Source organism: Thioalkalivibrio sp. ALJ15, from assembly GCF_000383695.1.
GTDB lineage: Bacteria > Pseudomonadota > Gammaproteobacteria > Ectothiorhodospirales > Ectothiorhodospiraceae > Thioalkalivibrio.
In genome coordinates, this window is the sequence record NZ_KB912056.1 from 132,810 (window position 1) to 157,531 (window position 24,722).

The 24,722-nt window shown below is 64.8% G+C and carries 26 protein-coding genes; 10 read left to right on the forward strand and 16 right to left on the reverse strand.

Translation table 11 applies throughout. The features are described 5' to 3' along the window. Window positions 1-15: 15 nt before the first annotated feature. From G015_RS0100655 to G015_RS0100675, 5 genes are all read right to left on the reverse strand, one after another. On the reverse strand, window positions 16-516 hold the full coding sequence (locus tag G015_RS0100655) for a thioredoxin fold domain-containing protein (RefSeq protein WP_018139061.1): 501 nt from the start codon (window positions 514-516) through the stop codon (window positions 16-18). Between the two features lie 190 nt (window positions 517-706). Continuing rightward, on the reverse strand, window positions 707-1,348 hold the full coding sequence (locus G015_RS0100660) for an OmpA family protein (protein ID WP_038049998.1): 642 nt from the start codon (window positions 1,346-1,348) through the stop codon (window positions 707-709). Between the two features lie 412 nt (window positions 1,349-1,760). Beyond that, on the reverse strand, window positions 1,761-3,419 hold the full coding sequence (gene groL / locus G015_RS0100665) for a chaperonin GroEL (protein WP_018649196.1): 1,659 nt from the start codon (window positions 3,417-3,419) through the stop codon (window positions 1,761-1,763). A gap of 50 nt (window positions 3,420-3,469) precedes the next feature. Next, window positions 3,470-3,760, reverse strand: a complete 291-nt coding sequence (groES, locus tag G015_RS0100670; RefSeq protein ID WP_018139058.1) for a co-chaperone GroES — start codon at window positions 3,758-3,760, stop codon at window positions 3,470-3,472. A gap of 135 nt (window positions 3,761-3,895) precedes the next feature. Next, window positions 3,896-4,381 carry an FxsA family protein gene (locus G015_RS0100675; protein WP_018139057.1) on the reverse strand — a complete coding sequence of 162 codons (486 nt, stop codon included), beginning with the start codon at window positions 4,379-4,381 and terminating at the stop codon, window positions 3,896-3,898. A gap of 189 nt (window positions 4,382-4,570) precedes the next feature. Between G015_RS0100675 and G015_RS0100680 the strand changes: the two genes are divergently transcribed. From G015_RS0100680 to G015_RS0100705, 6 genes are all read left to right on the forward strand, one after another. Continuing rightward, window positions 4,571-5,125 carry a thioredoxin family protein gene (locus G015_RS0100680; protein WP_018139056.1) on the forward strand — a complete coding sequence of 185 codons (555 nt, stop codon included), beginning with the start codon at window positions 4,571-4,573 and terminating at the stop codon, window positions 5,123-5,125. Window positions 5,126-5,265: 140 nt separating this feature from the next. Then, window positions 5,266-6,528 carry a TolC family protein gene (locus G015_RS0100685; RefSeq protein WP_018175265.1) on the forward strand — a complete coding sequence of 421 codons (1,263 nt, stop codon included), beginning with the start codon at window positions 5,266-5,268 and terminating at the stop codon, window positions 6,526-6,528. A 3-nt stretch (window positions 6,529-6,531) separates the two neighbouring features. Beyond that, a complete protein-coding gene (locus tag G015_RS0100690) occupies window positions 6,532-7,395 on the forward strand; it encodes an efflux RND transporter periplasmic adaptor subunit (RefSeq protein ID WP_020146006.1) in 864 nt (287 codons plus the stop codon). A gap of 13 nt (window positions 7,396-7,408) precedes the next feature. Next, window positions 7,409-7,756: a divalent-cation tolerance protein CutA gene (gene cutA / locus G015_RS0100695; protein ID WP_018139053.1), complete on the forward strand. Its 348-nt coding sequence runs from the start codon at window positions 7,409-7,411 to the stop codon at window positions 7,754-7,756. After that, entirely contained in the window at window positions 7,744-10,098 is a 2,355-nt protein-coding gene (gene dsbD / locus G015_RS0100700; RefSeq protein WP_020146007.1) for a protein-disulfide reductase DsbD, read from the forward strand. Before cutA ends, dsbD begins: the two co-directional genes overlap by 13 nt. Continuing rightward, complete coding sequence (locus G015_RS0100705) at window positions 10,095-10,661, forward strand: TlpA disulfide reductase family protein (protein ID WP_019592219.1); 567 nt, start codon at window positions 10,095-10,097, stop codon at window positions 10,659-10,661. The genes dsbD and G015_RS0100705 overlap by 4 nt, the downstream gene beginning before the upstream one ends. 24 nt (window positions 10,662-10,685) lie before the next feature. On the opposite strand, the gene G015_RS0100710 is transcribed toward G015_RS0100705, so the two are convergent. Beyond that, a complete protein-coding gene (locus tag G015_RS0100710) occupies window positions 10,686-11,549 on the reverse strand; it encodes a PfkB family carbohydrate kinase (protein WP_019592220.1) in 864 nt (287 codons plus the stop codon). A gap of 115 nt (window positions 11,550-11,664) precedes the next feature. Here G015_RS0100710 and G015_RS0100715 point away from each other — a divergent pair, with 115 nt between their 5' ends. Together G015_RS0100715 and G015_RS0100720 are read left to right on the forward strand one after the other, a co-directional pair. Continuing rightward, on the forward strand, window positions 11,665-12,075 hold the full coding sequence (locus G015_RS0100715) for a nuclear transport factor 2 family protein (protein ID WP_018139049.1): 411 nt from the start codon (window positions 11,665-11,667) through the stop codon (window positions 12,073-12,075). Beyond that, window positions 12,075-12,512 carry a nuclear transport factor 2 family protein gene (locus G015_RS0100720; protein WP_018139048.1) on the forward strand — a complete coding sequence of 146 codons (438 nt, stop codon included), beginning with the start codon at window positions 12,075-12,077 and terminating at the stop codon, window positions 12,510-12,512. Before G015_RS0100715 ends, G015_RS0100720 begins: the two co-directional genes overlap by 1 nt. Before the next feature lie 27 nt (window positions 12,513-12,539). Here G015_RS0100720 and G015_RS0100725 read toward each other — a convergent pair whose 3' ends face one another. The 6 genes from G015_RS0100725 to G015_RS0100750 form a co-directional block, all read right to left on the reverse strand. Then, entirely contained in the window at window positions 12,540-13,082 is a 543-nt protein-coding gene (locus G015_RS0100725; protein WP_020146008.1) for a shikimate kinase, read from the reverse strand. Between the two features lie 82 nt (window positions 13,083-13,164). Continuing rightward, on the reverse strand, window positions 13,165-15,339 hold the full coding sequence (gene pilQ, locus G015_RS0100730; protein WP_198011979.1) for a type IV pilus secretin PilQ: 2,175 nt from the start codon (window positions 15,337-15,339) through the stop codon (window positions 13,165-13,167). Between the two features lie 31 nt (window positions 15,340-15,370). Continuing rightward, on the reverse strand, window positions 15,371-15,913 hold the full coding sequence (locus tag G015_RS0100735) for a pilus assembly protein PilP (protein ID WP_020146010.1): 543 nt from the start codon (window positions 15,911-15,913) through the stop codon (window positions 15,371-15,373). Next, the gene (locus G015_RS0100740) at window positions 15,913-16,494 is read right to left on the reverse strand and encodes a type 4a pilus biogenesis protein PilO (protein WP_018139044.1); all 582 of its coding nucleotides are present in this window, start codon (window positions 16,492-16,494) and stop codon (window positions 15,913-15,915) included. The genes G015_RS0100735 and G015_RS0100740 overlap by 1 nt, the downstream gene beginning before the upstream one ends. Continuing rightward, window positions 16,494-17,057, reverse strand: coding sequence for a PilN domain-containing protein (locus tag G015_RS0100745; RefSeq protein ID WP_018139043.1), 564 nt, complete (start codon window positions 17,055-17,057; stop codon window positions 16,494-16,496). Before G015_RS0100745 ends, G015_RS0100740 begins: the two co-directional genes overlap by 1 nt. After that, complete coding sequence (locus G015_RS0100750) at window positions 17,054-18,121, reverse strand: pilus assembly protein PilM (RefSeq protein ID WP_018139042.1); 1,068 nt, start codon at window positions 18,119-18,121, stop codon at window positions 17,054-17,056. Before G015_RS0100750 ends, G015_RS0100745 begins: the two co-directional genes overlap by 4 nt. Before the next feature lie 143 nt (window positions 18,122-18,264). On the opposite strand from G015_RS0100750, the gene G015_RS0100755 reads away from it, so the two are divergent. Both G015_RS0100755 and G015_RS0100760 read left to right on the forward strand, forming a co-directional pair. Further along, window positions 18,265-20,637, forward strand: coding sequence for a penicillin-binding protein 1A (locus G015_RS0100755; RefSeq protein WP_018139041.1), 2,373 nt, complete (start codon window positions 18,265-18,267; stop codon window positions 20,635-20,637). Then, window positions 20,637-21,266, forward strand: a complete 630-nt coding sequence (locus tag G015_RS0100760; RefSeq protein WP_012981687.1) for a hypothetical protein — start codon at window positions 20,637-20,639, stop codon at window positions 21,264-21,266. Before G015_RS0100755 ends, G015_RS0100760 begins: the two co-directional genes overlap by 1 nt. A 21-nt stretch (window positions 21,267-21,287) precedes the next feature. Here G015_RS0100760 and hemE read toward each other — a convergent pair whose 3' ends face one another. The 4 genes from hemE to rpsU form a co-directional block, all read right to left on the reverse strand. Beyond that, window positions 21,288-22,346, reverse strand: coding sequence for a uroporphyrinogen decarboxylase (gene hemE / locus G015_RS0100765; RefSeq protein ID WP_012981686.1), 1,059 nt, complete (start codon window positions 22,344-22,346; stop codon window positions 21,288-21,290). 8 nt (window positions 22,347-22,354) lie between these two features. Beyond that, window positions 22,355-23,758 (reverse strand): FAD-dependent oxidoreductase, encoded by a 1,404-nt coding sequence (locus G015_RS0100770; RefSeq protein WP_012981685.1) that lies wholly within the window; start codon window positions 23,756-23,758, stop codon window positions 22,355-22,357. 98 nt (window positions 23,759-23,856) lie between these two features. After that, a complete protein-coding gene (locus G015_RS0100775) occupies window positions 23,857-24,306 on the reverse strand; it encodes a GatB/YqeY domain-containing protein (protein ID WP_020146011.1) in 450 nt (149 codons plus the stop codon). A 42-nt stretch (window positions 24,307-24,348) separates the two neighbouring features. Continuing rightward, on the reverse strand, window positions 24,349-24,564 hold the full coding sequence (gene rpsU / locus G015_RS0100780; protein WP_012981683.1) for a 30S ribosomal protein S21: 216 nt from the start codon (window positions 24,562-24,564) through the stop codon (window positions 24,349-24,351). Window positions 24,565-24,722: the final 158 nt, after the last annotated feature.

A 24,722-nucleotide genomic window follows, 5' to 3' on the forward strand; every position in this document is an offset into this window, starting at 1 on the left:
CTCTGGTGCGTCTATCTAGCTCGATTCCCCGTTGTGGCGAATAGCCTGCTGAATGCGCTGACGGATCTGGCTGCGGTAGAGCTGCTCGTTGGGGATACCGACTAGCGGCTGGCCCACCGGATTGCCCTCGGCGTCAAAGGCCATGATGGTCGGGACCACACGCGCCCCGTAGGCACGGCCCAGCTCGTGACCGCGGCGCACCTCGCCGTCGAAGTCACGCACCTCGTCACGGTTGAGGATGACCTTGCGAATGTGGATACCCTCGTAGCTCGCATCCTCGCTCATCGGACCCAGGTGCTGGTGTTCCGCCCGATCACAATAGGGACAGCTGTCGGAGGCGAACATGATCAGGGTCGGCTTGCCGTCCCCGTTCTGCACCAGGGACTGGAGATCCGTGGCCCGCTCGATCCCATGCGCGGAGGCGGCGCCAGACAGCAACATGCCCCCGAGCATCAGGACGATCGTCAGGCCGACCAGACGGATGCCCTTGTGTAGCTTGAGCGTATGCAGATTCATGATCAGTAAGGTCCTCCGGTTTTGGAGTTAGTCTAGGACGGAAGGCTTAACCGGAACTTAACGCGCCCCCGCGCCGCAACCACATAACCAGGGCTCCAAGACCCTTCATAAAAAAGGCCCCGCCGAGGCGGGGCCTGATTCCCGGACCATCGGACGAACCGATGGCCGGATACCGACAGCTATAGAGACCTTAGTCGGCGCGCTGACGCACGTCGGAGGTCACTTCCACGCGACGGTTGGCCTCGCGGCCTTCGCGGGTGGAGTTGTCGGCGGTCGGGCGGTCCTCACCGTAGCCCACGGTACGGATGTCGTCTTCACGCACACCTTCGCTGGCCAGGAAGTCGGCCACGGACTGGGCGCGACGCTCGGACAGGCCCTGGTTGTAGTCGGCCGGGCCGATGGTGCAGGTGTGACCTTCGACCAGCACCGAGCTGTACTCGGCGTCGTCGGCGGTCAGGCTGCGGGCCAGTTCACGCAGGGCATCGCGGCCTTCCGAACGCAGTTCGGCGCTGTCAAAATCGAACAGGGCCTGGGCGCTCAGCGTGGTGGTTTCAAACTCGGGCTCGGGCTCGGGCTCGGGCTCGGGGGCCGGATCCGGCTCGGGGGCCTCGGCGGTTTCTTCGATGTAACCGGCGCACTGCGAATGCTTCACGTTTTCCGGAGCCCAGGAACGGGTGCGCACGCACTCGCCGGAGCGATCCACCACGACATTGCCGCTACGGTCGGTGACATTGGCCGCCGGCGGTTCCTGAGCCACGGCCTGGCTCGCGGTACCGATCAGCAGCGTGGCCACAGACGCGGCCAGGATATTCTTAACCAGCTTGTGATTCATGTTCATAGCCTCCTTGTAAAAACAAACGACGACTGATCAGAGACAAGCGCGTTGCCGAACGGTTGACTCCCGACCGGAATCTGGAGCAGCGAGCGCCAAGCCCTCTACAGCAGCTTGATAGTGGCACATGCTTTCCGGTTTTGCACGCATTCGAGTCCAGAATTGTATCGGCATCACAACGTTGTCACATTAAGGAAACACCTGCCTGTGATCAGGCGACTCCCTTCTTCTGTCTGATCAGGGCAACTACCTGCCCATCAAAACGCCGACCTTACCTAGAACCTTGTTCCCTTAAGGACACACAGATTACTTGTGGGTTCCGATGTACAAGAACAGGGTGGCGCGATCCAGACAAAAAGACCCCGCCGCAGCGGGGTCTCCTGTTGCTTGGCGTCACAAAAGGCCGAGCGGCTTACATCATGCCGCCCATGCCTCCCATACCGCCCATACCACCCATGTCGTCCATGCCGCCACCGGCACCGCCGTCGTCCTTCTTCGGCAGCTCGGCCACCATGGCCTCGGTGGTGATCAGCAGGGCAGCCACGGACGCGGCGTTCTGCAGCGCCGAGCGGGTCACCTTGGTCGGATCCAGGATGCCCATATCGATCATGTCGCCGAACTCGCCGGACGCGGCGTTATAGCCGTAGTTACCCTTGCCTTCCAGGACCTTGTTCAGGATCACGGAGGGCTCTTCGCCGGTGTTGTAGACGATCTGGCGCAGCGGCTCTTCCATCGCGCGACGGGCGATGTTCACGCCGGCGGTCTGCTCGTCGTTGTCACCCTTGAGCTTGGCAATCGCCGCACAGGCACGCAGCAGGGCCACGCCACCGCCGGGGACCACGCCTTCTTCAACCGCCGCACGCGTGGCGTGCAGGGCGTCCTCGACGCGGGCCTTCTTCTCTTTCATCTCGACCTCGGTGGCAGCACCGACCTTGATCACCGCCACACCGCCGGCCAGCTTGGCGACGCGTTCCTGCAGCTTTTCCTTGTCGTAGTCGGAAGTCGCTTCCTCGATCTGGGCACGGATCTGGTCGACGCGGGCCTTGATGTCCTTGTTCTGACCCATGCCGTCGATGATCGTGGTGTTTTCCTTGGTCACCTGCACCTTCTTGGCACGACCCAGGTCTTCCACCGTGGTCTTCTCCAGCGACAGGCCGACCTCTTCGGAGATCACCTGGCCGCCGGTCAGCACGGCGATATCCTGCAGCATCGCCTTGCGGCGGTCGCCAAAGCCCGGGGCCTTCACGGCGGCAACCTTCACGATGCCGCGCATGGAGTTCACCACCAGCGTGGCCAGGGCCTCGCCCTCGATGTCCTCGGCGATGATCAGCAGCGGCTTGTTGGACTTGGCCACACCTTCCAGGATCGGCAGCAGATCACGGATGTTCGAGATCTTCTTGTCGAACAGGAGGATGTAGGCGTCGTCCAGCTCGGCGCTCATGTTCTGCTGGTTGTTGATGAAGTACGGCGACAGGTAGCCGCGGTCGAACTGCATACCTTCCACGACATCCAGCTCGTTCTCCAGCGAGGAGCCTTCCTCGACGGTGATCACGCCTTCTTTGCCGACCTTGTCCATCGCATCGGCGATGATCTCGCCAATCGCGGTGTCGGAGTTGGCGGAGATCGAGCCGACCTGAGCGATCGCCTTGTGCTCGGTGCACGGCTTGGACAGTTTCTTCAGTTCCTGGGTCGCGGACTTCACGGCCTTGTCGATGCCGCGCTTCAGGTCCATCGGGTTCATGCCAGCGGTGACCGCCTTCATGCCTTCACGGACGATGGACTGAGCCAGCACGGTCGCGGTGGTGGTGCCGTCACCGGCGGCGTCGGAGGTCTGCGAGGAGACTTCCTTGACCAGCTGGGCGCCCATGTTCTCGAACTTGTCATCCAGTTCGATTTCCTTGGCCACGGACACGCCGTCCTTGGTGACAGTCGGGGCGCCGAAGGCCTTGTCCAGGACCACGTTGCGGCCCTTGGGACCCAGGGTGACCTTCACGGCGTTGGCCAGGGTGTTCACGCCCTTGGCCATGCGGGTGCGGGCGTCGTTACCAAAACGGACTTCTTTAGCACTCATGTCTCGTTCTACTCCTGCAAAAAATGGGGATAGGGGCGGATCCGCGGGGCTTAGCCCTCGATCACGGCCATGATGTCGTCTTCGCGCATCACCAGGACGTCTTCGCCTTCGACCTTGACCTCGGTGCCGGAGTACTTGCCGAACAGCACCTTGTCGCCAGCCTTCACGTCCAGGGCGCGGACTTCGCCGCTTTCCAGGATCTTGCCGTTACCGACCGCAACCACTTCGCCGCGAATCGGCTTTTCGGCCGCCGAGTCCGGGATCACGATGCCGCCGGGGCTGGTGCGTTCTTCTTCCATACGCTTCACGATGACGCGATCGTGCAAAGGCCGCAGGTTCATGGTGCGAACTCCTTATATCGATGTTCTTAACAGGTTGGAGGATGTCGGGTAGGCGCCCTGTTAGCACCCACCCCGAACGAGTGCTAATAATAGGGGCACACCAAGCCGAGTCAAGGGCGCGGGGAAGGAGAATTCTCAGCGGCGGTCGTCGTGGTCCAGGCGATCATCGGGCGCGGACTCGTCGCCGGCGTCGTGGCGACGGAACTCCCCCTCGATCGGGCCGCCCGGCCCGGCCGGACCCGAGCCACTCGTGCGTGCCCGGATCATGCCCCGACGCAGGATGCCCTCGGCCGCCCAGCGCCGCAGCGGCGGCACCAGCAGCACAAAGCCCGCCGCGTCGGTGAAAAACCCGGGCAACAGCAGCAGGACCGCCGCCGACATCAGCAGCCAGCCCTCGACCAGCCCGCGCGCAGGCATCTCGCCGCGGGCCAGGCTCTGCTGCAAGCGGCGCCAGTGGTAGAAGCCCTGCAGGCGAAACAGCAGCAGACCCGCCGCGGCCGTCGCGATCACCAGCGCCACCGTGGCGAGCGCCCCGACAGCGTCGCCCACCCAGGCAAAGCCGAAGATCTCGAGCAATACCAACCCGAGAAAAACAAACAACGGGAGGAAGGGGCTGCGCATGAATAACGGGTTCCATACAAGAAGAGCAGAACATTGGAACACGCCCCCAAACCGCTGTCGAACAGCCCTCTCAGGGGGCATGCCACCAACGCTCGCTTCGCTCTCTTTTCCTTGCAACCGAGAGGGAATTGAGGGACGCTCTGGCCCGTCTTAACTGTGAACGTCTTCAGAAATCCGGAGCCCAGCCGCATGAGACCGCGCCGCATCATTTCCCTGCTCCCCGCCCTGCTGGCGGCCCTGCTCCTGCTGCTCCCGGGATTGGGCAGCGCTGGCGTGGAAGACCCGCGCGATCCGAACCACCACTTCTTCGACCCGACCTTCGGCGACTTCCAGGAAGAACTGGAAGAGGCCCGCGAGGCCGGCAAGAAAGGCATCCTGCTGTTCTTCGAGATGGATGACTGCCCGTTCTGCCACCGCATGAAGAATCAGGTCCTGAATCAGCCGGAAGTGCAGGAGTTTTACAAGGACCGCTTCCGCATCTTCGCGGTGGATGTCGAAGGCTCGATTGAGGTCGTCACCTTCGAGGGCGATACCAAGACGATGATGGACTTCGCCACCCGCGATTTTCGGGTGCGTGCAACGCCGGTATTCCAGTTCTTCAACCTGGAAGGCGAACCCATTGCTCGCTTCACCGGGGCTACCCGGGATGTCGACGAATTCCTGCTGCTGGGCGAATTCGTCGCCGAAGGGCATTACGAAGACGGGAATTTCACCCGCTTCCGTCGCGAACGCGCTGGACGATAGGTACTCCAATGCATCCAGCACATGCGGCGCGCCGGCAAGCGCGGCGTCGAATCGTAACGCCCCTTCTGGCCAGCCTCGTCGCACTCGGCGTTGCGCTTTTGCCTGCCACCGGTGGCGCACTGGACACTCCGGCAGATGGCGTGATCGATCCCGAACCACTGCCCGAGCCGTTGCGGCTGCAAAGCGCGCTGACCGCGGTCGACGCCCTCCACCCACAGGTCCGACGGGCGCGGGCGGAACGCGAGATCGCCGAACAGGAACTGGCCGGCACCCAGGCCGGGCGCGACGTCACGGTGAATGCGCGGCTGGAGGCTCGCTGGATCGAGCCCAATGACCTCGCCCCGGATCAGAGCCGCAACGACTCGCGGGCCACCATCGTCGCCCGCAAGCTGCTGAGCGACTTCGGCCAGTCGAACGCGCGCGAGGCCGCCAGCACCCAGCGCCTCGAGGCCGCCCGCGAGATGGAGGTTCTGGCGCACGCCCGGCACTCGCTGCATGTCATGGAGCGGTACTTCAACGTCCTGCTCGCCGATCTCGGTTTTGCCCGCGACACCGAGGCCATGGCAGCCGCATTCGTCAGCAAGGAGCGTGCGGAAGAACGCGCCGAGCGTGGACAGGTCTCGGATATCGAGGTCTTTCGCCTGGAGTCGGAGTACCAGACCCTGCGCGTGCAGCGCCAGCGCGCGCTGCAGAATCAGCGCCGAGCCCGCGACGAGCTGGCCGAGGCCCTGAACCGACCCGGCGAGCGCATCCGCACCGTCCTGGCGCCCGCCCTGCCGCTGGATCTCCCGGACCTCCCGGGCCTGGACGACCTGATGGCCGAACTCGACAGCGCCAATCCAACCCTTGCCGCCGAGCGCCTGCAAGTAGAGGCCGCCGCACGCGGCGTGGATGCGGCCCGCGCCCAGCGCCGCCCACGCCTGTATGCGGAGGCCGAGACGGGCTACTGGAACCGCGAGTTTGGCGGCGATCGCAACCCCTTTGCCGCCGGGCTCGTGCTGGAAGTGCCGTTGTACGAGGGGCGCCGCCAGGACAGCCGGGTCGGGCATGCGGTCGCGGCCCGGCAGCGCGCGGAGGCGGACCTGGGGCAGGCACGGATCGAGGCCCGCAACCGCCTGCGCGAGCTCTATCACGAGGCCCAGGCCCTGCGGATGCAGCGTGACGAGGCCGAATGGCGCATGGATTATCGCCAGCTGTATATCGACCGCGCCCGCTACCTGTACGACATCGAGGACCAGGCCGATCTCGGCGACTCGATGGTCCAGCAAAGTGCGGCGGCTTATTTCAATGCCCAGACCGAGTTCGAACTGGCCATGGTCTACGAGCGCCTCGCGCTGCTGACCGGCCGTAGCGACCTGAGCCCCTTTCGCCTGGCCGGCACGGCCATGGCAGAACGGGAATAACGAATGCGCGCCCGCGGGCGCCCCGAGGGAGAACACCCGATGTCCATCGATCGCCTGATCCCGGGCAACCCAGGCCGACGACTGCTGCTCTCGGCGCTCGCTTGTTGCGCCCTGCTGGTACTGCCCTCCACGGGGTTGGCGACCGACGACAGCGACGCACTTGAGGGTCAGCTCGACTGGGGCCAGACCTACCGCATCACAGCACCGGTGGCCGGCAAGATCGAGACGATCGAGGTCCGCCCGGGCGAGCATGTCGACCAGGACGCCGCCCTGTTCCGCCTGGATACGCGGAGGGTCGAGGCGGACCTGCGTGCCGCGCAGGCCGCCATCGAGCGCCTGCAACTGGAACTGGACGAGGCCAATCGGGAGGTCGAAAAGGCGGAGGACCTGTACGACCAGACCCTGATCGCCTTGCGCGAGGTGGAACTGGCACGCATCCAGCAGGCCACCGTCGCCGCGCGCCTGGCCGAGGCCCGCGCCCAGCGCGACCGGGCGCGCGCCGATCGCGACGACGCCACAGTCCGCGCGCCAGCCAGCGGCCGCGTCACGCGTATTGATGTCTCCCCCGGCCAGTTCGTGAATCCCGCCCTGGCGCCGGCCGTGCTGGCGGTACTGGGGGCCGGGGACACCATGCGGGTCCGCGCCCTGGTGGCACCGGAGCGCATTCAGTCGCTCAGCGAGGGGCAAGAGGTCACGATTACGGTTGGCGAGCACGAGTTTTCGGGCACGATCGACCGGATCGGCTGGGAACTTGTAGGCAAAGACGAGGATCAGGGATACCGGATCGAGGCCGAATTCTCGCCGAGCGACGATGCCGTGCTGCGCCCCGGCCAGCCGGCCCGGATCGAACTTCGCACAAACTCCTGATGCCCAAGAGTCGATGATGCCGGACAAGGAACCCGACAACTCGAACGTGCGCGCCTGGCTGGTACTCACCACACTGGACGACCCCACCGAGGCCGAGACCCTGGCGGGTGAACTGGTCCAGCGCGGCCTGGCGGCCTGCGTGCACATCCTCCCGGCCGGACGCTCAATTTACGTGTGGAAAGGGAATATCGAGACCGATTCCGAAGTCACACTGCTGATCAAAACCTCCGTCGATGCCCGCGATGAGTTGCAGGCCCACCTGACGGAACATCACCCGTATGAGACCCCGGAGATTATCGCCGTGCCGATCACGCACGGGTCCCCGGATTACCTGAACTGGATAACGCAATGCACCTCCTGAATCTGCGCAACTGGCTGGCGACCTTCCTGGTCGCGTTCCTGCTGACCCCGGCCCTGGCGAACGCCATCTTCGATGACGATCTGCTGGACCCGGATGATGCGTTCAGCCTGAGCGCGGAGGCCATTGACGCCGACACGATCCGCCTGACCTGGGAGATCGCGGACGGCTACTACATGTACCGCGAGCAGTTCGAGTTCGAACCCGAGAGCGAAGGGTTGGAGCTCGGCGAACCGAACATCCCCGACGGCGAGAAGAAGACCGACGAGTTCTTCGGCGAGGTCGAGACCTATCGCGACGAGATCAGCATCGAGCTTCCGATCCTCGCGGCCGAAAGCACCGAGATCGAACTGACCGCGCGCTCGCAGGGTTGCGCCGACCTCGGCGTGTGCTATCCGCCCCACTTCCAGACCGTATCGCTGGAGCTCCCGGGCCTGCCGGGCGAGAACGGTGAAGAGGCGACCGAAGACGAAGCCGTCGATGAGGAGCGCAGCGCCCTGGACGAGATGGGCGACCTCTCCGGCGACCTGGGTGCCGCCGACGACCTGCTCGAGCCGGAAGAGGCCTTCGCCGCCTCGCTCGAGGCCATCAGCCAGAATGCGGTCATCCTGCGTTTCGAAATCGCCGAGGACTACTACCTCTACCGCGACCAGCTCGACGTGCGCATCGCCGAGGGCGACGGGATCGAGCTGGGACCGGTCAACCCGCCCGAGGGCGAACGTCACGAGGACGAGTTCTTCGGCGAGACCGAGATCTATCGCGACCAGGTCGAGATCCTGGTCCCGATACTGCGCGACGCGGACGACGTCTCCGAGATCACTCTGGCGATTGACTACCAGGGCTGCTGGGACGGGGGCGTGTGCTACCCGCCGCTGACCCAGGAGGTCTCGGTCAGCTTCGACTCCGACCTGGCCGCAGAGGCCGACGAAGACGCCCTGCCGGAGACCGGCGACGAAGCCCTGGACGAGATCGAGACCACCGATGCCGTCCCGGAAGAGGACGACAAGGCGGCCGCCCCCGTCACCCAGCAGGACCGCATCGCGGCCCAGCTGGCCGATGGTCAGATCTGGCTGGTGGCCCTGGCCTTCTTCGGCTTCGGGCTGCTGCTGACGTTCACCCCCTGCGTGTTCCCGATGATCCCGATCCTGTCGAATATCATCATCGGGCAGAAGAACCTGACCACCCGCAAGGCATTCCTGATCTCGCTGGTGTTCGTGCTGGCGATGGCACTGACCTACACCATCGCCGGGGTATTCGCGGGGCTGGCCGGGGCCAACCTGCAGGCGGCCTTCCAGAACCCCTGGATCATCGGCACGTTCGTGGCGATCTTCATTGCACTGGCGATGTCGATGTTCGGCTTCTACGAACTACAGATGCCGGCCAGCGTGCAAAGCAAGCTGTCGCAGATCAGCAACCGCCAGGAAGGCGGCACCTACATGGGCGCCGGGATCATGGGCTTCCTGTCGGCCCTGATCGTCGGCCCGTGCGTGACCGCGCCGTTGATTGGCGCCCTGCTCTACATCAGCCATACCGGTGACGCCGTCCTGGGCGGCATCGCCCTGTTCTCCCTGAGTATGGGCATGGGTGCCCCGCTGCTGGTGATCGGCACCTCGGCCGGCCGCCTGCTGCCGAAGGCCGGCCCGTGGATGGACACCATCAAGGCGGTATTCGGTGTGGGTCTGCTGGCGATCGGGATCTGGCTGCTCGAACGGGTGATCCCGGGCGAGCTGGCGATGTTCCTGTGGGCCATCCTGCTGATCGTGACGGCGGTGTACATGGGCGCGCTGCGCACCCTGCCGGAGGGAAGTTCGGGCTGGTACACGCTGTGGAAGGGCCTGGGTGTAGTCCTTCTGATCTACGGCATCCTGCTGATGCTGGGCGCGGCCACCGGCGGCAAGGACGTCTTCCGCCCGCTGGCCACACTCAACCAGCCGACGATGACGGCCAGTGGCGAACGCTCCGGCCCCACGGAGATGGAGTTCACCTACATCGACAGCCTCGATGACCTGGAACGCGAGCTGGAACAGGCCCAGAACAACAACCAGCCGGTGTTCCTGGACTTCTATGCCGACTGGTGCGTGGACTGTGTGCGCCTGGAAAGAACGACCTTCCAGGACCAGCGCGTGATCAGTGCGATGGCGGACGTGCACCTGCTCAAGGTGGATGTGACCGACAACACCTCCGAGCACCGGAGCCTGATGCGCGAGTTCAACCTGTTCGGGCCGCCCGCGATGATCTTCTGGGATTCCGACGGTAACGAATTGCGCAACTACCGCAACGTGGGTTACCTGAACGCCGACCGCTTCCTGGCCCATGTAGAAAATGCGCTCGGGGTGACGCCATGAAGCATCGCTCGCACACATTTGGCTGGATCGCCCTTGCCGCCGCCAGCGCCTTCTTGCTGGCCGGTTGCGAGGACCCCACGCCGGAAATGGATACCGCCGAGGCGAATGGGGGTGAAGCCGCGGAGGCCGCCGCCGAAGAGGCCCAGGGCGACCGCCGCATCGACTTTACCCTTCCGGATCTGGACGGTAACGACCGCCAGTTGAGCGAATGGGATGGCGACCTGATCGTGCTGAACTTCTGGGCCACGTGGTGCCCGCCGTGCAAGAAAGAGATGCCGCTGTTCCAGGAGATCTGGGAAGAACATCGCGATGATGGCTTCACCATCGTCGCGGTCGCCGTGGATGAACTCAGCGCGACCCAGCACTTCGTCGATGACTTCGGGATCGAATTCCCGATCCTGATCGGCCAGGACGAGGCCGTGGAAGTCGGTCGCAAGTACGGAAATCGGATCGGCGCACTGCCCTACACGGTGCTGATTGACCGTGACGGCATCATCCGTGATACCCATCGCGGCGAAGTCGAGGAAGAAGATCTGCAGGCCTGGCTGGACGACTACCTCTAAGGAATCAGTGTTTCCCTATCGGCGTCAGCCGCTGCCGAGGGCATCGAATCCCGTTTGCTGGAGCTTGCGTTCTGCCAGGCGCACGCCCGCCACGAGCGCCTGCTCGGGGGGCTCGCCCGAGACCAGTGCATCAACCAGGCCGGCATTGAACGTATCGCCGGCCCCCACGCTGTCGACGACACGCAGACCCGGTGTCGGCGCGCAGTACACATGCAGGTCATCCTGTGCGAGCCAGGCACCCTCGGCCCCGGCCGTGACGGTCACGATGCGCCCGGGGTAACGGCGGGCCAGTTCGGCCGCGGCCTCTTCTGGGCGTGCGGCAATCCCCTGCGCCCAATCGCGCGACAGCATCAGGACATCGGCCCACTCCAGACACGCCTCCAGCCCTGGGCGACGCTTTTCCAGCTCCAGGGAGATCGGCTGATCCGTTACGGCTTCGCGGACCCGGGGCAGAATCTCGCGCAAGGTCTCCGGCTGGCGCCCCTCGAAATGCAGCCAGTCGTACTCCTCCCACGCGATCCGCCGCAGATCGGCTGCACTCAGCTCGGGCAGGTCGCGGTGGTGCACGATGGTACGGCTACCCGAGTCGCGCGAACGCAGGATATGCGAGGTCGGGGTCGCGCCCGGGTGCCGCACACACGCGCCGGTATCGACGCCGCTCGCCTCAAGGCGTTCCCGCAGCCAGTTACCCGACCCATCCTCCGCGAACACGGCGGCCAGGGCCGCACGATGACCGAACTGCGCAAGGATGCGGGCAGTGTTGGTCGCGTTGCCCCCTGGCTGAGAGGAGCTGGCCAGGGCGCGAATTTCGTCGTCCTCGCGCGGATAGCGCTCGACGTCCAGAGTGTGATCCAGGGTTGCAATGCCCGTTGTCAGGATACGCGCCATGCTGCTCTCGTCATTCGACCGGGCTGTATTGTGCGGGCCGCGAAGCCCGGCGTCATCCGCGACATCCCGACGACAGCCTGCGACAATGTGGCCTCACCCGATCACGACGAGCGGCATGGCAACCTTCCCCTCCCCGGAAACCGCCGAGGCGGCGTTCTACGAGGCCTTTCAAGCAGGCGACTCCGACGCCATGCGCACGATCTGGCTGGACAGTCCCGAATGCGTCTGTATTCACCCCGGGGGCGAGCGCCTGCTCGGGACCGACGTCATCCTCGAGAGCTGGGACGACATCCTGCCGAACATGCGAGGCGTCGTGATCCACCGCACCGAGCTGAACATCATCCCGGGGCAGGACCTGGTGATCCACACCCTGCGCGAAAACCTCTACGTCAGCGGCGAACGCCGCGGCGTGATGCTGGCCACGAATGGTTACCGCCTCGAGGGCGAGAGCTGGCGGATGTTCCTGCATCATGCCAGCCCCGATCCCGACCCGCCGCCGGCCTGGGATACAGGACGGGTGCACTGATGGGCGGGGCGAGCGACGAACGCCTGGCGGCCTACTACGAGGCCTTTCGTGCCGCGGACATTGAGCGGATGATGCGGTTATGGGCAGAACGCCCGGATATCGTCTGCGTGCACCCGGGCAGCCCACGCGCGCATCGCGGGGTTTCCGAGGTGATGGAGAGCTGGCTGCTGGTATTCGCACGCGAGCTGAATATCGGGATCGAGCCGCGCATCGTCGGGCGCCAGGAAACGACCGAAAGCCTGAGTCTCGTGATCGAGGAGGCAATTACCCGCCCCGGCGATGTCGCGGCCACCGGGACCATCCTGATCAGCCAGACCTGGCGCCGCAGCGGCGATAGCTGGCGACTCCAGTTTCACCATGCCTCGCACGGACGCCGCGCACCGCCCTCGCAGCAGGGGATGTTCGTGCCGGATGGGGGCGGCTCCACCCGGCACTGACGTGCAAGCGGTTCTGGCGCGAAAGGCTCAGCCCTCTGAACGGGGCTGGCACAGATCCGGACGCTGGACCTTGAGGGCATCACAGACCCCGCGAACGGCATCGCGCACGCGTCGTCCCCGTCCCTCCAGTGTCATGCTCGCAATCTCCCGATAAAGCGGATCACGGCGCTCGAACAGTTCCTGCAGCTTGGCCCGTGGGTCTGCCACCTCGTTCAGCAGGGGGCGTTTGCGATTGCGGCGCGTGCGCCGGAACTGCTCGTCCACCGGGACGCGCAGGTAGATCACGAAGTGCTCGCGCAGGAGGTCAAGGTTCTCCGGGCGCTCGACGATTCCGCCGCCTGTGGCGATTACCGCTCCATCGCGTTCCAGTAGCGATTGCAGCATCGCCGACTCGCGCTTGCGAAAACCCGCCTCGCCCTCGAACTCGAAGATCGTGGGTATATCCACGCCGGTACGCCGCTGGATCTCCTGATCGGTGTCGAAGAACGGGCGCCGCAGCAGCCCCGCCAGCCCGCGCCCGATTGTGCTCTTGCCGGCCCCCATGGGCCCTACCAGGACAATGTTCTGCATGGCGGCAAGGCTACTGGCCTCGCTGGCCAAAGAAAAGCCGGGGACAGGCCCCGGCTTCTTCATTTCATCACTCGGCTTTGATTCACTCGATGATACGTGGCGTTACAAAGACCAAGAGCTCTGCCTTCCGGTTCTCGTTCTGTCGATTTCGGAAGAAGTTACCGAGGAACGGGATGTCGCCAAAGAAAGGCACTTTCTCCAGCACATCCGAGCTTTCAATCTCATAGACACCACCCAAGACAACAGTCTCTCCGTTTCCAACGAAAACCTGCGTCTCAACCTCCCGTTTGGAGATGCCCGGTACACCTTGTACGGGCGGTTCGTTACTGCGGTTATTCCGCGTAACTAGGATATCCATGATGATGTTCCCGTTCGGCGTAATCTGAGGAGTCACCTCAGTCTTCAAAAGCGCCTCAATGAACTGTGTAGAAGTAGCCCCTGATGCGGTCGCCTCCTGATAAGGAATATCTTCACCTTGCTCAATCCGGGCCGTCTGACCGTTGGCAGTTACAACGCGAGGGCTCGATATTACCTCGCCACGGCCTTCTACCTGGAGAGCCGAGAGCTCAAGGTCGAGGAGTACTCCACTTCGAAGGATGCTGAATCCCACCCCTGCCGCACGGGTAGGTTCGGCCGGAAGGGAACTGCTGAGTCGATTCCCCATCCCAAACTCATTGCCGTAGTTATATTCTTGATACCCATCTGCGGCTAGACGACGACCCAGTGCGGCAGTCCCTCCATCTCGAGCTACGTCCGCTGCAGCCAAGGAACCTCCCACTCCGGCCTGAGTGCGCCGGCCTTGACCTCTAGTTCCACTGATCCCAAATCGGGCGCCCAAATCGCGCTGAAAATTATCCTCAGCAATCACGATTCGTGTCTCGATCAGCACCTGCTGCACCGGGACGTCTAGGGTTTGCACCAAGCGGCGCACATCCTCAATCCGACTGTGCGTATCCTGCACCAGCAGGGTATTGGTGCGGCTGTCGATGGTGATGCTACCGCGATCGGACAGGAACTGGCCGGTCTCGTCGCCGCGGATCAGCGAGGCGATCTGCTGGGCCTGGGCGAAGTTGATCTGCACGAACTCGGTGCGCAGCGGCTCCAGCTCCTGGCGGTCGCGTTGTGCCTCAAGCTCCAGGCGCTCGCGCGCCGCGATCTCTTCGCTCGGGGCCACATAGAGCACGTTGCCGTCCATGCGCTTGTCGAGCCCGCGGGAGCGCAGGATGATATCCAGTGCCTGATCCCAAGGCACGTTGTTCAGGCGCAGGGTGATATTGCCACCCACGGTATCGCTGACCACGATGTTGAGATCGGTAAAGTCGGCCAGCAGCTGCAGGACCGAGCGCACCTCGATATCCTGGAAATTCAGCGACAGGCGCTCGCCCTCGAATTGCTCTTCCTCGCGGCGCCGCGCCTCGCGCTCCGCCTCGGTGATCGGCGCAACCTCCAGCACAAAGCGGCGATCGCTCTGGTAGGAGAGGACTTCGTATTCGCCATGCGCGCCCACTTCCATGCGCACACGCTCGCGCTCGGCCACGGTGTCGATGGTGCGAACCGGTGTGGCGAAATCGAGCACGTCCAATCGGCGCTCCAGGGATTCGTCCACACGAGCGCGCGGGAACGTCAGTTCAACCTTACCCGCCTGCTCGCGCACATTAACCTCGGCCCCCGAGCGCGACAGGTCGATCTCGACTCGGCCTTCGCCCTCGGAACCGCGACGAAAATCGATGCCGGTAATCTCGACCGGGCGCGCACTGCGCGTCGCCCGTTCGGAGGGCTCGCCGGCACGATCGACCACCTGCTGGACATCGCTGTCGGCCTCGGAAACCCCGCGGCCCAGCGTCAGGATTAGGTTGTTGCCCTCGACCCGGGTCTGGTACTCGGAGGGCTGGGTCAGGTTCAGCACCACGCGCGTGCGATCACCGGATTCGACCGCCGTGGCGGTCAGCAGCGGGCCCACATTGAGGTCCGTCTCGCGGCTGCGCAGCGCATTGCCAGCGTCCGGCAGGTCCAGTGCGATCCGCGGCGGGGAGTCGATGGCAAAGGCCCGCACGTCTTCGGGCGGAGTCCCGGAAAAGCGCAGATTCACCTGCACCCGGTCACCGCTAATGCTGGCCGCCCGAATCTCTTCCAGTTCGGTCGCCGCCACCCCCTGCGAAACCATGAACAGCAAAGCCGCCATCACGGTGCCCGCCAGCGCGCGCATGGAAGAACCCATGTGTAATCCCCTGTAGTTGTTGCCGGTCTTGCGGCCCATTCGGTTCATCATTGTTCTGCTCCCCCAACCGCTAGTCGGCCAGCGCCACGGAGTTTTCGCGTTCCACGTGCCCGCCGAAGGCGTCCGGGACCACCTCGACCAGCTTCACCCGGGTGGCTGTGATCTCGACGATACGGCCGTGGTTTTCACCCATGTAATTGCCAACTGTCACGCGCTGAATACCCCGATCGGGGGTACGGACCAGGGCATAACGCACCTCGTCCTGCTCCAGCGACCCCACCATGCGCAAGGAATCCAGCGGGAAGCTCTCGAGGAATTCGCGGGGGCGATCCGGGTCGACCTCGGCGTCGCCGGGCTCGCCCTGGGCTGCCGCCAGCTCGGGCTGCGCAATTACGGAGGAATCGAACGGGGAGCGGGTGTGCCCCGGATACAAGTAGGGCTCGTGCGGCTCCAGTGTCGGGATCGGGTCGATACCGCTGCCCGGACGCTCATTGATCTCCGCAATGTAGCGCTGCAGGTCGCTCTTGTCGGGGGCGCAACCCGACAACCCGAATGTGGCCACCAGGCCCAGCGCAAGGGCCGCCCCCAGGGATCGCTGTGCAGGGTTCCGCATCAGTGGTCCTCCAGGTAGCGGTAGGTGCGCGCAGTGGCGTCCATCAGCAGATCGTTATCGGAATTGCCCCGACGAATGTGCATGTCGTGCATGGTGACGACGCGCGGGAGCGCCGAGGTCCCGCTGACGAATTCGGCCAGATCCTCGTAGTCACCGCGCACCCGCAGCCGAATCGGCACCTCGGCATAGAAATCCCGTCGGTTTTCGCCGCGCGGCTCGAACAGCTCGATCTCGAGCCCGGCCTGCAAGCCGGTCTGCGAGATATCCACCAGCAGGCTGGGGATCTCGGCGCTGCTCGGCAAGAGCTCCAGCAACGAGGCAAACATCCGCTCCATCTCTTCGAGCTGTTCCTCGTAGGCCCCGAGATTCGCGGCCCGCTGCTGCTTGTCCTCGAATTCGGCGCGCAGTTGCTCCTCGCGATTCTCGGCGCGTTCCAGATCGGTGCGCTGATCACCGATGAAGAAGTAATAGGACAGCCCCAGGATGGCCAGAACGATGACGATCAGGATCAGCGCCTTTACCGCCCAGGACGCCTCACCAATGTTGTTGAAGTCGATCTCGTTGAGTTCCTTGATATTCATCAGGAATCCTCCTCAACATCCGAAGGCCGCGCCTGATTGGCGTCGAGGCGGAAGTCACGTACCTGCAGGCTGCCGTCTTCACGTGTCTCGATGATCTGCAGGTTGGAATCGGCCAGCCAGGGCGAGGCGTCGATGCGGCGCATCAGCGTCGAGATCCGGGTGTTGGATTCGGCCCGCCCCGTCAGACGAATGCGTTCGCCCTCCTGGCGCACCTCGTTGAGATAGGTGCCGTCCGGCAACGTCTCCACCAGCTGATCGAACAGATGTACGGCCTCTGGGCGGCGCGCCTGCAAGGTCTGAATCACTTCCATGCGCGCGATCAAGGCCTGGCGCTGCTCGTCCAGATCGCGGATGCGAGCAATCTTTCGATCCAGCTCGCGGATCTCGCTCTCCAGCATCTGGTTACGCGACTGCTGGTGGTCGATCAGCGCACTCATAAAGGTGTGCGCGCCGAACGCCAGCAACACGCCGACCACGAGCGCGCCGCCCACGGCACCGAAGAATTGCTTGCGCCGCTGCTCGCGGGCCTTCTCGCGCCAGGGGAGGAGATTGATGTAGATCATCCGGCGTACCCCCTGATGGCCAGGCCACAGGCCGTAAGCAGCGCGGGGGCATCATTGGCGAAGCGCTGCTGATTCACACGACGGGAAAGCGCCATGCCACGGAACGGGTTGGCGACGGATACCGGGGTCCCGGAACTTTCCTCGAGCATCTCGTCGACACCCGCGATCGCGGCACAGCCGCCACCCAGCAGGATGTGGTCGATCGAGTCCTGCGGGCGGGTCACGTAGAAGTACTGCAGCAGACGCTGGATCTGATCCATCATCGTCTGCTTGAACGGCTCGAGGATATTGCTGACGTAGTCGGCCGGAAGGTCACCGCTCATCTTGGCGGAGCCGGCCTCCTGATAGTTCATGCTGTAGCGGCGCATGATCTCCTCGGTCAGCATGCGGCCGCCGAAATTCTGCTCGCGGGTATAGATCACGCCCTCGGTCTGGCTGACGACATACACCGCCGTCACCGATGAGCCGACGTCGACAATCGCGACGATGGGCTTGTTCTCGCGATCGGGGATCTGCTCGACCAGTCGTTCAGAGGCGTGCTCGATGGCGTAGGCCTCGACATCCACCAGCTCGGGGGTGAGCTTGGCGGATTCGGCGATCGCCACACGCGATTCGACGTTCTCGCGCCGCGAGGCGACGACCAGGACGTCGACCAGCTGGGGGTTCTTTTCGTTCTTGCCGAGGACCTGGAAGTCGAGATTGACCTCTTCCAGGGTGTAGGGGATGTACTGATCGGCCTCGACGAACACCTGGCCCTCGAGCTCAGTGTCGCTGAGCGTGGCCGACATCTGGATGGTCTTGGTGATGACCGCCGAGGACGGCACAGCCATGGCGCAGTGCTTGAGCTTTGTGCCGGAGCGCTTCACCGCGCGGGCGAGTGCGTTCCCCACCGCCTCGGTGTCCTGGCAGACCTTGTCCACCATCACACCATCCGGCAGCGGCTCCACCGCAAAGGCCTCGACACGGTAGCCCTTACCTTGCCGGGCCAGCTCCAGCACCTTCACGGCGGCGGAGCTGACATCCACGCCCAGCAGTCCCTGCTTGCTCTTTCCGAGACTCAGCACACATCCCCCTGTATACCCCAATGAAAGTAACTGGTAGCGTTACAATCAAGTATGCTAGCTCGTTCACAATATACACTCCAAAATCCGGGTTGCAAGTTGCTTTGAAAGCTGATTCTTAACTTGGCCCCACTTTTTCTACAGTCATGAAGCCGATTCTCAAGATTTTTGCGGCGTTGCTGGCCCTGATCCTTGCGGCCGGAATCGGCGTATCCGCAGCCATTGCGGCCCTGTACGTGCACTACGCCCCGACCCTCCCCGAAGCGGAGGCGGTGCGCGACGTGCGCCTGCAAACCCCATTGCAAGTCCGCACCGCGGACGGCCTGCTGATGGGCGAATTCGCGGAAGAACGCCGCATTCCCCTGCCCATCGAGGACATCCCCGAGCGCGTCCGCCAGGCGTTCATCGCGGCCGAGGACGAGCGCTTCTACGACCACCCCGGGGTCGACATCGTTGGCCTGGCACGAGCGGCGATCAACGAGATCTCCACTCGCGGCGAACGCAGCCAGGGGGGCTCCACCATTACCATGCAGCTGGCGCGCAATGTCTTTCTGACCCGCGACCGCACCTACGAGCGCAAGCTGCGGGAGATCTTCCTGGCCATTCGCATGGAACAGGAGATGAGCAAGGACGAGATCCTTGAGCTGTACCTGAACAAGATCTACCTGGGCCAGCGCGCCTACGGGATCGAGGCAGCCGCTCGGGTCTACTACGGCCGCTCGATCGATGAGCTGGAGCTGGACGAGATCGCGGTACTGGCGGCCCTTCCGAAGGCGCCGTCCACAACCAACCCCGTTGCCAGTGCCCAGCGCGCGGAGATCCGCCGCAATTACGTGCTGCGGCGCATGCTGGATACCGGCGCGATCAGCGAATCGGAATACGAGGAGGCGGTGGCCCGCCCGGTATCGTCCGAGCGGCACGTGGCCGCGACCGAGGTCGATGCCCACTGGGTGGCGGAGGCGGCCCGCCAGATCGTCTTTAACCTCTGGGGCGAGGACGCCTACCGGCGCGGCCTGCAGGTCCATACATCGATTGACTCCCGTTACCAGGAAGCCGCCAACCAGGCCCTGCGCGAGGGCCTGCTGGAATACGACGAACGCCACGGTTATCGCGGGCCCGAAGATCAGCTGAGCGACGAGACCATGGCCGACGCCGAGGCACGCCAGCGCGCCCTCAAGACACAGGGCGTACACGGGCGCCTGCTGTTTCCCGTGGTCGTCGTGGAACGCGACGGAGACGGCACGCTGCACGTCGACGGCGGCCAGATCGGCGAACTCACCATCGAACCCCGCGATCAGGAATGGGCACGCAACCCCGAGTTCGAGCCGGGCGACGTGATCCGCGTCAGGCCCCACACCGACGGACGCTGGCGCCTGGCACAGAAGCCCGAAGTCACTGGTGCGGTAATCGCCCAGTCCCCGGCCGACGGGGCCATCGTTGCGCTCGCGGGAGGCTTCGATTTCTTCGAGAATCGCTACGATCGCAGCACCCAGGCGCAACGACAGCCCGGCTCTGCGTTCAAGCCGCTGGTGTACGCGCTGGCGCTGCAGGATGGCTACCGCCCGGACGGCATGCTGGTCGACGCCCCGATGGTCTTTGACGACCCCGCGCTGGGTGCGGAGTGGCGCCCGCAGAACTACTCGCGGCAGTTTCAGGGCGAGATGAGCATGCGCGACGCCCTGGCTCAGTCGCGCAATCTGGCGTCGATCCGCCTGCTCAACAGCCTGGGTCCGCAACGCGTGCACGAACAGCTGCCGCGGTTCGGTCTGGATCCGGACAAGCACCCGAGCAACCTGTCGATGGTGCTCGGCACTGGCGGGGTCACGCCCTTGCAGCTGAACAATGCCTACAGCGTTTTTGCCTCCGGCGGGAAACTGTACAGCCCGTGGATCATCACGCGCATCGAGACGGACGACGGCGAGGTCCTCTACACAGCCCCGACCGAACGCGCCTGCCCCGAACCCTGCGAGAACCCGGCCGGCCAGGACCTGTACCTGAACGCCAGCGGGGGTCCGCTGCAGTATACCGACCCGGCACAGGTGCTGGACCCGGGTGCCGCCTGGCAGATGAGCAACATGCTGGGGCACGTAATCACCGCAGGAACCGGGCGTCAGGCGCAGCAGCTGGGACGCTCGGATCTCGCCGGCAAGACCGGCACGACCAACAGCTATCGCGATGCCTGGTTCTCGGGGTTCAACGCCGACATCGTCGCGACCGCCTGGGTCGGGTTCGACGACAACCGCGAACTGGGCCGGCGCGAGAGTGGTGGGCGCACGGCGCTCCCGCTCTGGATTCGATTCATGGACTCAGTGCTGACCGACACACCGGAGCGCCCCGTGGAACGTCCCGATGACCTGCAGCGCGTGGCAATCCTGCCAGACGGCCGCCGCGCACCAAGCGAGGAGACCCCGGGGGCGAATATCCAGTGGCTGATCCCGCAGCAGGTACCGGAACGCGGCCAGGCCCCGGCGGGCCCCCGCGGGGAGAATGGTCAGGGCCCGGCCGAGTCGGTGTTCTGATGAGCCCCTCGCGTATTCGCCAGGAACTGGCACAGGAGGCCGCGCGGATCCTGCTCGACGATGGCATCCGCGACTTCGCGCTGGCCAAGCGCAAGGCTGCCGAGCATCTGGGTGTCGAACCGCGCCACGAGATGCCGCGCAATATCGAGATTCAGGAGGCTGCGATCGAACGCAGCCGCCTGTTCGCAACGGACGACAGCCGCCAGGCCTACCGCGAACGCCTCGAGGCCGCCCGGATCGTCATGGAGCGGCTTTCGGCACTGGAACCCCGCCTGGTCGGCCCGCTGCTGGACGGCATCGTCGAACGCCAGCCGCTGGTCAATCTGCATGCATTTGCCGAGACGGTGGAGGAGGTCATCCTCGACCTGGGCGAGCGCGGAATCCGCTGCCAGACGGGCGAACGCCGCTATCGCAGCCGGCAGGGGCGTGAGCAGCGGGTACCGTTTCTGAGTTTTCGCGGGCCGAATGACACGGACATTGAACTGACCGTATTCCCGCTGGATGGGCTGCGCCAGGCGCCGCCGTCGCCGGTAGACGGCAAGCCCATGGCCCGCGCAGGGCGCGCGGACGTGGACAGGCTGCTGGCCGCCGCGAACGCCGACGCACCAGCGGCGGCCGACGCGTCCTGACGCCAGGAAGGCGCCGCTGCCTTAGTCGCGGCGGTAGGAGGTGACGGTCTCAACCAGGGTTGCCACCCGTTCCGGGTCGATCCCCGGATGAATCCCGTGCCCCAGGTTGAAGACATGACCGGTGTCCCGGTCGAAGCCGTCCAGCACCCGCAGGGCCTCCTCGCGCACCACCGCATCCGGCGCGTACAGCACCGACGGATCGAGGTTGCCCTGCAGCGCCACGCGATCGCCCACACGACGGCTGGCCTCGGCAATCTCGATCGTCCAGTCCAGCCCCAGCGCATCGGCACCGGTCTCGGCCTGCGCCTCGAGCCAGGCATCGCCACCCTTGGTGAACAGGGTAACCGGCACGCGGCGGCCGTCGTGGTCCCGAATCAGGCCATCCACGATGCGCTGCATGTAGGCCAGCGAGAATTCGCGATAGCCGCGCGGCGTAAGCGAACCGCCCCAGGTGTCGAAGACCATCACGGCCTGCGCACCGGCGCGAATCTGCGCGTTCAGGTATTCGGTAACCGCGGTGGCGACCTTCTGCAGCAAGGCGTGCATCGCCTGCGGTTCGCCGTACATCAGCCGCTTGGTCTCGGCGAAGTCGCGCGAGCCCTGACCCTCGACCATATAGGTGGCCAGCGTCCACGGGCTGCCGGCAAAGCCGATCAGCGGCACTTCGCCATTCAGTTCACGGCGGATGAGGCGCACTGCATCCATCACATAGCGCAGCTCCTGCTCGGGATCCGGCACCGGCAGGTTCTCGATCGCCTCGAGCGAACGGATCGGGTCGCGGAAACGAGGGCCCTCGCCGGTCTCGAAATAGAGTCCCAGGCCCATCGCATCCGGGATAGTCAGGATGTCCGAGAACAGGATCGCCGCGTCCAGCGGGAACCGGCGCAGCGGCTGCATGGTGACTTCGCAGGCCAGCTCCGGGTTCTGACACAGATTCATGAAGCTGCCGGCCTGGGCGCGGGTCTCGCGGTACTCCGGCAGGTAGCGCCCGGCCTGGCGCATGATCCAGATCGGCGGGCGATCCACGGGCTCGCGCAGCAACGCACGCAGCAGACGGTCATTCTTCAGGGTCTGGGACATCGAAAAACTCAAACGCCGAGGTATTCAAGGATGCCTTCGGCGGCCTCGCGGCCCTCGAAGACGGCGGTCACAACCAGGTCCGAGCCACGCACCATGTCGCCGCCAGCAAAAACCTTCGGGTTGCCGGTCTGGAAGGCGTGCTCACCGACGGCCTGTACACGCCCGCCCTCGTCCACGCCGATCTTGTATTCGGCGAACCAGTCCGCCGGGGACGGACGGAAACCAAAGGCGATCAGCACGCGGTCGGCCGGGATCACATGCTCGGAGCCCGGCACCGGCTCCGGACGGCGGCGGCCGCGCTCGTCCGGCGCACCCATCTGGGTGCGCACCACCTTCACGCCCTCGACCTTGCCGTCGCCGACGATCTCGACCGGCTGCACGTTGAACTCGAACTGCACGCCCTCTTCGCGGGCATGCACCACTTCCTTGCGCGAGCCGGGCATGTTCTCTTCGTCGCGGCGATAGGCGCAGGTCACCGAGGCCGCGCCCTGGCGGATCGAGGTGCGGTTGCAGTCCATCGCGGTGTCGCCACCGCCAAGGACCACCACACGCTGGCCGGCCACGTCGATGAAGCCGTCTTCATCGTGCTCCCAGCCCATCACCTGGCGGATATTGGAGATCAGGAACGGCAGCGCCGGGTACACCCCCGGCATGTCCTCGCCGGGGAAGCCACCCTGCATCGCGGTGTACGTGCCCATGCCGAGGAACACGGCGTCGTATTCCTCCAGCAGGGTGTCCATCTGGATGTCGCGGCCGATCTCGGTATTCAGGCGGAACTCCACGCCCATGCCCTCGAGGATCTCGCGGCGGGTGCGGATCACCTGCTTTTCGAGCTTGAACGGCGGGATACCGAAGGTCAGCAGGCCACCGATCTCCGGGTAGCGGTCATAGACCACTGCCTGCACGCCGTTGCGCGCCAGGATATCGGCGCAGCCAAGGCCGGCCGGCCCGGCGCCAATCACGGCCACGCGCTTGTCGGTCGGGGTGACATCGGACAGGTCCGGGCGCCAGCCGGCCTTCAGGGCCTCGTCGGTGATGTACTTCTCCACCGAGCCGATGGTGACCGCGCCAAAACCGTCGTTCAGCGTGCAGGCGCCCTCGCACAGGCGGTCCTGCGGGCAGACGCGGCCGCAGACCTCGGGCAGGGAATTAGTCTTGTGCGAGAGCTCGGCGGCGGCGAACAGGTTGCCCTCTTCCACCAGCTTCAGCCAATTCGGGATGAAGTTGTGAACCGGGCACTTCCATTCGCAATACGGATTGCCACAGGCCAGGCAGCGGCCCGCCTGCTGCCCCGCGGTCGCCGGGTCGAACTGACCAATGATCTCGCCGAACTCGTGGATACGAATCTCGGCAGGGGTCTTCTGAGGGTCCTGGCGCGGCAGGTCCAGGAACTGCATCGGATTGGAAGCCATGGATCACTCGCTCCGACGGGAACCGGCGGCATGACGCCACGGGGTTCAACCGTTCATGCGTTCAGGAAAGGAACGTTTCGCTCAACCGAGCGTAACGGTCAAGAAATCCCCAGCGCGGTACGGACCTTCTGACTGACGACGCCCATGTCCGCGCGGCCGAAGACCCGGGGCTTGAGCACGCCCATCACCTTGCCCATATCGCTGGGGCCGGCCGCGCCGGTCTCGGCAATCGCCTCGCCGATCATCTGCTCCAGCTCGGCGTCGCCCAATTGCTCGGGCATGTAGGCCTCGATCACCGTGATCTCGGCGGCCTCGCGCTCGGCCAGGTCCTCGCGACCGCCCTTGCGGTACTGGTCGATGGAGTCGCGGCGCTGCTTGAGCATCCGGTTCAGGATGGCCAGCACCGCGTCGTCGTCGGCCTCGCGCCGCTCGTCGACCTCGAACTGCGAGACCTCGGCCTGGATCAGGCGCAACGCCCCAAGGCGCTCCTTCTCCCGGGCCCGCATGGCCTGCTTGACGTCATCCTGCAACCGGGCCTTGAGCGACATTGAAGGGTCCTCGATCCGGGCCTGAGGCCCGAGAGACGATTCTTAGTACAGACGCACCCGACGGGTCATATCGCGGGAATTCTTCTTCAGCTGGCGTTTCACCGCTGCGGCGGCCTTGCGCTTGCGCTCGGTGGTCGGCTTTTCGTAGTACTCGCGGCGGCGGACTTCCGCGACCACGCCGGCCTTCTCACAGGTGCGCTTGAAACGGCGCAGGGCAACCTCGAAGGGCTCATTCTCGCGAACTCGTACGTGCGGCATACAATCTCCGGATGCGAATGCTGATTCGTCTACCAAAACAAAAACGCCACCCGAAACACTCCGGGCAGCCATGCAGAACTCCCTATGGTAATCCAACCGGCGCCATTTGCAAAAGTCCGTGAAGCGATGCCCATCCTGACCGCGCACACGCTTACGCC

Bases quoted from the DNA above. Each gene is read 5' to 3' on its own strand.
- G015_RS0100655 (WP_018139061.1), bottom strand. From the start codon at position 516: ATGAATCTGCATACGCTCAAGCTACACAAGGGCATCCGTCTGGTCGGC.
- G015_RS0100660 (WP_038049998.1), bottom strand. From the start codon at position 1,348: ATGAATCACAAGCTGGTTAAGAATATCCTGGCCGCGTCTGTGGCCACG.
- groL (WP_018649196.1), bottom strand. From the start codon at position 3,419: ATGAGTGCTAAAGAAGTCCGTTTTGGTAACGACGCCCGCACCCGCATG.
- groES (WP_018139058.1), bottom strand. From the start codon at position 3,760: ATGAACCTGCGGCCTTTGCACGATCGCGTCATCGTGAAGCGTATGGAA.
- G015_RS0100675 (WP_018139057.1), bottom strand. From the start codon at position 4,381: ATGCGCAGCCCCTTCCTCCCGTTGTTTGTTTTTCTCGGGTTGGTATTG.
- G015_RS0100680 (WP_018139056.1), top strand. From the start codon at position 4,571: ATGAGACCGCGCCGCATCATTTCCCTGCTCCCCGCCCTGCTGGCGGCC.
- G015_RS0100690 (WP_020146006.1), top strand. From the start codon at position 6,532: ATGCGCGCCCGCGGGCGCCCCGAGGGAGAACACCCGATGTCCATCGAT.
- cutA (WP_018139053.1), top strand. From the start codon at position 7,409: ATGATGCCGGACAAGGAACCCGACAACTCGAACGTGCGCGCCTGGCTG.
- dsbD (WP_020146007.1), top strand. From the start codon at position 7,744: ATGCACCTCCTGAATCTGCGCAACTGGCTGGCGACCTTCCTGGTCGCG.
- G015_RS0100705 (WP_019592219.1), top strand. From the start codon at position 10,095: ATGAAGCATCGCTCGCACACATTTGGCTGGATCGCCCTTGCCGCCGCC.
- G015_RS0100710 (WP_019592220.1), bottom strand. From the start codon at position 11,549: ATGGCGCGTATCCTGACAACGGGCATTGCAACCCTGGATCACACTCTG.
- G015_RS0100715 (WP_018139049.1), top strand. From the start codon at position 11,665: ATGGCAACCTTCCCCTCCCCGGAAACCGCCGAGGCGGCGTTCTACGAG.
- G015_RS0100720 (WP_018139048.1), top strand. From the start codon at position 12,075: ATGGGCGGGGCGAGCGACGAACGCCTGGCGGCCTACTACGAGGCCTTT.
- G015_RS0100725 (WP_020146008.1), bottom strand. From the start codon at position 13,082: ATGCAGAACATTGTCCTGGTAGGGCCCATGGGGGCCGGCAAGAGCACA.
- pilQ (WP_198011979.1), bottom strand. From the start codon at position 15,339: ATGGGCCGCAAGACCGGCAACAACTACAGGGGATTACACATGGGTTCT.
- G015_RS0100735 (WP_020146010.1), bottom strand. From the start codon at position 15,913: ATGCGGAACCCTGCACAGCGATCCCTGGGGGCGGCCCTTGCGCTGGGC.
- G015_RS0100740 (WP_018139044.1), bottom strand. From the start codon at position 16,494: ATGAATATCAAGGAACTCAACGAGATCGACTTCAACAACATTGGTGAG.
- G015_RS0100745 (WP_018139043.1), bottom strand. From the start codon at position 17,057: ATGATCTACATCAATCTCCTCCCCTGGCGCGAGAAGGCCCGCGAGCAG.
- G015_RS0100755 (WP_018139041.1), top strand. From the start codon at position 18,265: ATGAAGCCGATTCTCAAGATTTTTGCGGCGTTGCTGGCCCTGATCCTT.
- G015_RS0100760 (WP_012981687.1), top strand. From the start codon at position 20,637: ATGAGCCCCTCGCGTATTCGCCAGGAACTGGCACAGGAGGCCGCGCGG.
- hemE (WP_012981686.1), bottom strand. From the start codon at position 22,346: ATGTCCCAGACCCTGAAGAATGACCGTCTGCTGCGTGCGTTGCTGCGC.
- G015_RS0100770 (WP_012981685.1), bottom strand. From the start codon at position 23,758: ATGGCTTCCAATCCGATGCAGTTCCTGGACCTGCCGCGCCAGGACCCT.
- G015_RS0100775 (WP_020146011.1), bottom strand. From the start codon at position 24,306: ATGTCGCTCAAGGCCCGGTTGCAGGATGACGTCAAGCAGGCCATGCGG.
- rpsU (WP_012981683.1), bottom strand. From the start codon at position 24,564: ATGCCGCACGTACGAGTTCGCGAGAATGAGCCCTTCGAGGTTGCCCTG.